Source organism: Mycoplasma todarodis (assembly GCF_004335995.1).
In the GTDB taxonomy this organism is placed as follows: Bacteria; Bacillota_I; Bacilli_A; order Mycoplasmatales; family Metamycoplasmataceae; genus Mycoplasma_K; species Mycoplasma_K todarodis.
Genome location: NZ_PSZP01000051.1, coordinates 1 through 5,010 on the forward strand (window position 1 = coordinate 1; position 5,010 = coordinate 5,010).

Below are 5,010 nucleotides of genomic sequence, written 5' to 3' on the forward strand. Positions count from 1 at the left end.
TATCGCTGAACAATCTGATTCAATCACAATTATCGTTTCAGAAGAAACAGGAAACATCTCAATTGCCATGAATGGTAAATTACAAAAAATCAAGTTAGCTTCTTTCCAAGAAGAATTAACTGCAATCCTAAAAAACAACTAGTATATAAATAAAATAAAAAATATAGAAAGGAGAAATATGACTTTAAGAACAGCTCTAAAAACAAAAAAAGTTCCAGAAATTAGAAAAATAGTTAAAGAAACTACCGTTGCTGATTTAGCTGATATGGTTGAAGAGTTACATGCTGAAGAGCGTAAGTTGCTATTCCGTGTATTGGACTCTGATCAATCAGGTAAACTTTTCTCCAACTTAGATATTGAGTTCCAAGAAAAAATTATCGAAGAATTTTCTGATGTACAACAAAAAGAAATTCTTTCTACAATTTATGCTGATGATATTGCTGACATGATTGAAGAAATGCCTTCAAACATAGCGAAACAAATTCTTAAAAATACACCAAAAGACAGACGTACGGATGTTAATAAACTGCTACGTTATGAAGATCACCAAACTGGTTCTATTATGTCTACTGACGTTGTTGAGATTAAACAATCATTAACACCGACACAAGCTATCAAGATTATCAAGACTGAACATGCTCACACAGAAGACATGCTTACTTACTTTGTTGTTAACCAAAAAGGTAAGCTTGTTGGTGAAATCGACTTACACCAATTAGTATTTGCTACAAAAGGTAAAAAAGTAAAAGATATCATGGGTCCTGTCGCTTCTGTTTCTACAACAATGGATAAAGAAGAGGCGGCTTTAGAATTCGCTAAACACGATGCGGTTGCTATGCCTGTTGTAAATACACAAGGGTATCTAATGGGTATGATTACATCCGATGATGTTATTGATACCATTCAAGAAGAAGCGACAGAAGATATGCACCGTATGGCCGGTATTGAAGGTGTTGAAAGTTCTTATCTAAAAACTTCAATATTTAAATTATTTAAGTCGAGAGTATTTTGATTATTACTTTTAATGATTTCTTCAACTCTTTCTCAAATAGTTTTAGATTCATTCATGAAAATAGCTGCATCTTCTCTTCATGAAACAACCGGACAAGCAGCTACTGCTGTTATAACTTCAGCATTAATTGCTATCGTTCCTGTTATTTCGGGTGCTGCCGGTAACGCTGGTTCACAAGCGAGTACCATGGTTACACGTGGTATTGCTCTTGGAGAAATTAAGAAAGATAGCACATTCAGTGTTGTTAGAAAAGAATTCGGTACAGGTGCAATGGTTGGTGGAATTTTAGCAATCGCTAACTTTGCTAGATTATTAATCTATTATGGTGTTCAAAGATCTGGTGGCGGAAGTATGTTATTATCACAACCTTCTCCTAATACTCATTCATACGCATATGTTTGAATTTCATTTGCGGCATCATTATCATTATTTATAGTAATTATTTTCGCAAAAATGGTAGGTGGATTATTACCATTACTTGCACACAAAATGAAGTTGGATCCAGCTGTAATGGCAGCTCCGCTTCTAACTACTTTAATCGATGCTTTATCAATTCTTATCTTTTTTGGGATAAGTATTGGTATACTATTATTGACGGTTGTTTAAAAACGACCTCATATGGGCTAGTACTCAAGTTGGCCGAAGAGGCGCCCCTGCTAAGGGTGTAGGGGGAGCAATCCCCGCGGAGGTTCGAATCCTCTCTAGCCCGCCATATGAAAAAATCACACCTAACGGTGGGTTTTTTCTTACTCATTTTTCTTTATAATTTAATTACTATGAAAATAATAAGAAGAATATTCACACTTCTGTTAACTTTATCCTTTATAGCTGCGGTTGGATATTTATTATTCGGACTTTATGAATGGGGGGTGCATTTAACAGTATTAATACTATTTGCGGTGTATTTAATTACCGCAATATGAGCATTACTTTTATTCGCTCAAAAAAGACACTTACCAGCAAAAGCATCATGATATCTCATGGTTATTCTATTGCCTGTGTTCGGAATTGTTATTTACATGATTTTTGGTAGAAGATACAAAGGGAGAAAAAGCCTCGAGGATTTTCGCAAACAATATTCTGAAACCTATAACATCCAAGAGAAAAGTGTTAAAACAAAAAATGAAATACTTAATGAACAAACTAACTTTTCTAAATTACCAATTTTAAATGGGGATTTAAAAATATATGACAATGGTATGTTTGCATTCAAAGAGATGTTTGATGACTTGAAAAAAGCTAAAAAATTCATTCACTTAAATTACTACATTATTAAAATGAGTGAAATTTGAGAAGAATTAAAACAAATATTAATTAATAAAGTAGAAGAAGGTGTTGAAGTAAGGTTGATAGTGGATGACTTTGGACGTTGAGCTTTACCTTGATACGAAATTAAATCTCTTAAGAAGAAGGGGATTGATATTTCTATATATGATAAGGTTAGTTTTCCATTCATTTCATCTCAAAACGGTTGCCGTTCTCACAGGAAGTATGCAAGTATTGATGGAGTGGTTGGTTACACTGGTGGAGTTAACCTTTCTGATGAGTATGTTAATTATTCGAAAGAATATGGACTTTGAGAAGATCTTATAATGAGAGTTGAAGGTCAAGCGGTAAGAGCATTCTCATTACTCTTCATTAATGATTGAAAATTAATTAATAATATAGTTTTAGATGTTAAAGAATATGCGCCAAAAGTTAAAAGTAAATTCAAGAACAATGTAGTACTTGTAGAAGATAGTCCAGAAATTAGCATTCCATTAATGCAAGATTCATTAGTGCATTGAATTTCAAAGGCAAAAAAATCGATAACATTATCTACTCCATATTTTGTTCCTACAGCAGAAGTTGTTGGAGCGTTGCGTACAGCTTCTCTTTCAGGGATAGAGGTAAAATTATTCTTACCTGGACAAGCTGATAAAAAATCTGCTTTCCAAGCCTCAAGAGGTAATGCGGCATTGTTAGAAGAGTTTGGAGTTAAGACTTATTTAATAAAAGATAAATTCCTACATTCAAAAGCAGGTATCTTTGATGGGGAAACTGCATATCTTGGAACGATGAATATAGATATACGTTCATTCCATTCTCAATTTGAGAACTTATCATTATTTGAAGGTCCAGAGGTTAAAAAGCTAGAAAAGATATTTGAAAGATATGAAAAAAATGCCACACCGCTTAAAAAGATGGGATATAACCCTAAAGGGCTTTGAAACAGAATTAGGATGACATTTTTAAAAATACTAGCACCTATGATGTAAAAAAGTTGCTAAAAAAATAGAATTTGTTATAATAAGTATAGTTAAAATAATAACTTTATTAAGGAGACCAAAAATGGCAAAATTTACAGCAAAAATTACAGATCCAGTTGGACTACACGCTAGACCAGCTTCAATTACAGTTTCAGCAGCACGGAAAATCAGGAAACTTAAAATCAATCATGAACATCATGGCTTTAGGAGTAAAACAAGGTGACGAAATCACTATTACTGCTGAAGGTTCAGATGCAGATGCAGCAGTAGCTGAAATCGAAAAAATCATGAAAGAAAACAACCTAATTTAATTAATAGGTTATTTTTTTATTACCCAATTAGAAATTAAATTACATAAAAAGGAGAAAAAATGAAATTAAAAGGAATAGGAGCTTCATCAGGTATTGCAATAGCTAAAGTATTTGAACTAATCGAAGCACACGTAGAAATTAAAAAAGAAACTGCTAACCCAGTTGAAGAAGTTAAAAAGTTAGAAGACGCGATTGCTGACGCTATTAAACAAATTGAGCAAGTTAAAGAAAAAGCAGCTAAAAATCTAGATGCTGAACATGCTGCAGTTTTCGATGCACACATCCAAGTTGCATCAGACCCAATGATGGTTGATGAAGTTAAATCATTAATTGAATCAGAAAAAGCCAATGCATTATGAGCAACAAATGAAGTATTTTCAAAATATGCTGAAATGTTCGCTGGTATGGAAGATGCTTATATGAAAGAAAGAGCAGCTGACATTAAAGACGTTGCCAAAAGAGTTATTAACTCAATCGCAGGAGTTAAATCTTCAGACGTTTCTTCAATTAACGAAGAAGTTATTGTTGTTGGTGAAGACTTAACACCTTCAGATACAGCACAATTAAACAAAGAATTCGCATTAGGATTTGCTACAAACATTGGTGGGAGAACATCACACTCAGCAATTATGGCTAGATCATTAGAAATTCCTGCTGTTCTTGGACTTAAAGATGTAACTGAAAAAGTTGCAACAGGTGATGTATTAATCATTGATGGTGATGCTGGTGTTGTTATTATTAACCCAACAGAAGCTGAAATTACAGAATACAAAACAAAACAAGAAGCATTAGCAAAAGAAGCTGAAGAACTTAAAAAATTCATCGGTAAAGAATCAAAAACAGCTGACGGACACCACGTTGAGTTCACCAAATGACGTTGCTGGACTTCTAGAAAATGATGCTGAAGCTGTTGGACTATTCAGATCAGAATTCCTATACATGGATGCTTCTGACTGACCTACAGAAGAAGAGCAATTTGCAGCACATGGAAGGACGTAGAGTTGTTGTTAGAACTCTTGACATCGGTGGAGATAAAACTCTTTCTTACTACAAATTCCCAGAAGAAATGAACCCATTCCTAGGATATAGAGCTATTCGTCTATGTCTTGATCAAGTTCCTGTATTCAAAACTCAATTAAGAGCACTTGTTAGAGCTTCAAAATTCGGTAAATTAGCAATCATGTTCCCAATGATCGCAACAATTGATGAATTTAAAGCAGCTAAAGAAATTCTTGAAGATGTTCATGCAGAACTAGTTAAAGAAGGTGTTGAAGTTGCACCAATGAAAGAAATCGAAGTTGGTATGATGGTTGAAGTTCCTGCTGCTGCAGCGAACGCAGAAAGATTTGCTAAATATGCAGATTTCTTCTCAATCGGTACAAACGACTTAATGCAATACACAATGGCTGCTGATAGAATGTCAGAAAAAGTTTCTTAC

At 33.9% G+C, this 5,010-nt stretch carries 3 protein-coding genes, 1 tRNA gene and 2 pseudogenes; all 6 read left to right on the plus strand.

Translation table 4 applies throughout. From position 1 onward, the window contains the following. Positions 1–163: 163 nt before the first annotated feature. Positions 164–1,618: a magnesium transporter gene (gene mgtE, locus C4B25_RS04335; RefSeq protein ID WP_272482649.1), complete on the plus strand. Its 1,455-nt coding sequence runs from the start codon at positions 164–166 to the stop codon at positions 1,616–1,618. Positions 1,619–1,632: 14 nt separating this feature from the next. After that, positions 1,633–1,724, plus strand: a tRNA-Ser gene (locus tag C4B25_RS04340). 64 nt (positions 1,725–1,788) lie between these two features. Next, positions 1,789–3,270, plus strand: a complete 1,482-nt coding sequence (cls, locus tag C4B25_RS04345; protein WP_168380706.1) for a cardiolipin synthase — start codon at positions 1,789–1,791, stop codon at positions 3,268–3,270. Between the two features lie 107 nt (positions 3,271–3,377). After that, complete coding sequence (locus tag C4B25_RS04930) at positions 3,378–3,572, plus strand: HPr family phosphocarrier protein (protein WP_418763736.1); 195 nt, start codon at positions 3,378–3,380, stop codon at positions 3,570–3,572. 59 nt (positions 3,573–3,631) lie between these two features. Further along, positions 3,632–4,288 (plus strand): annotated as a pseudogene (locus C4B25_RS04935) (phosphoenolpyruvate-utilizing N-terminal domain-containing protein); the annotation flags it as partial. A 142-nt stretch (positions 4,289–4,430) separates the two neighbouring features. Beyond that, positions 4,431–5,010: pseudogene (locus tag C4B25_RS04360) on the plus strand (putative PEP-binding protein); the annotation flags it as partial.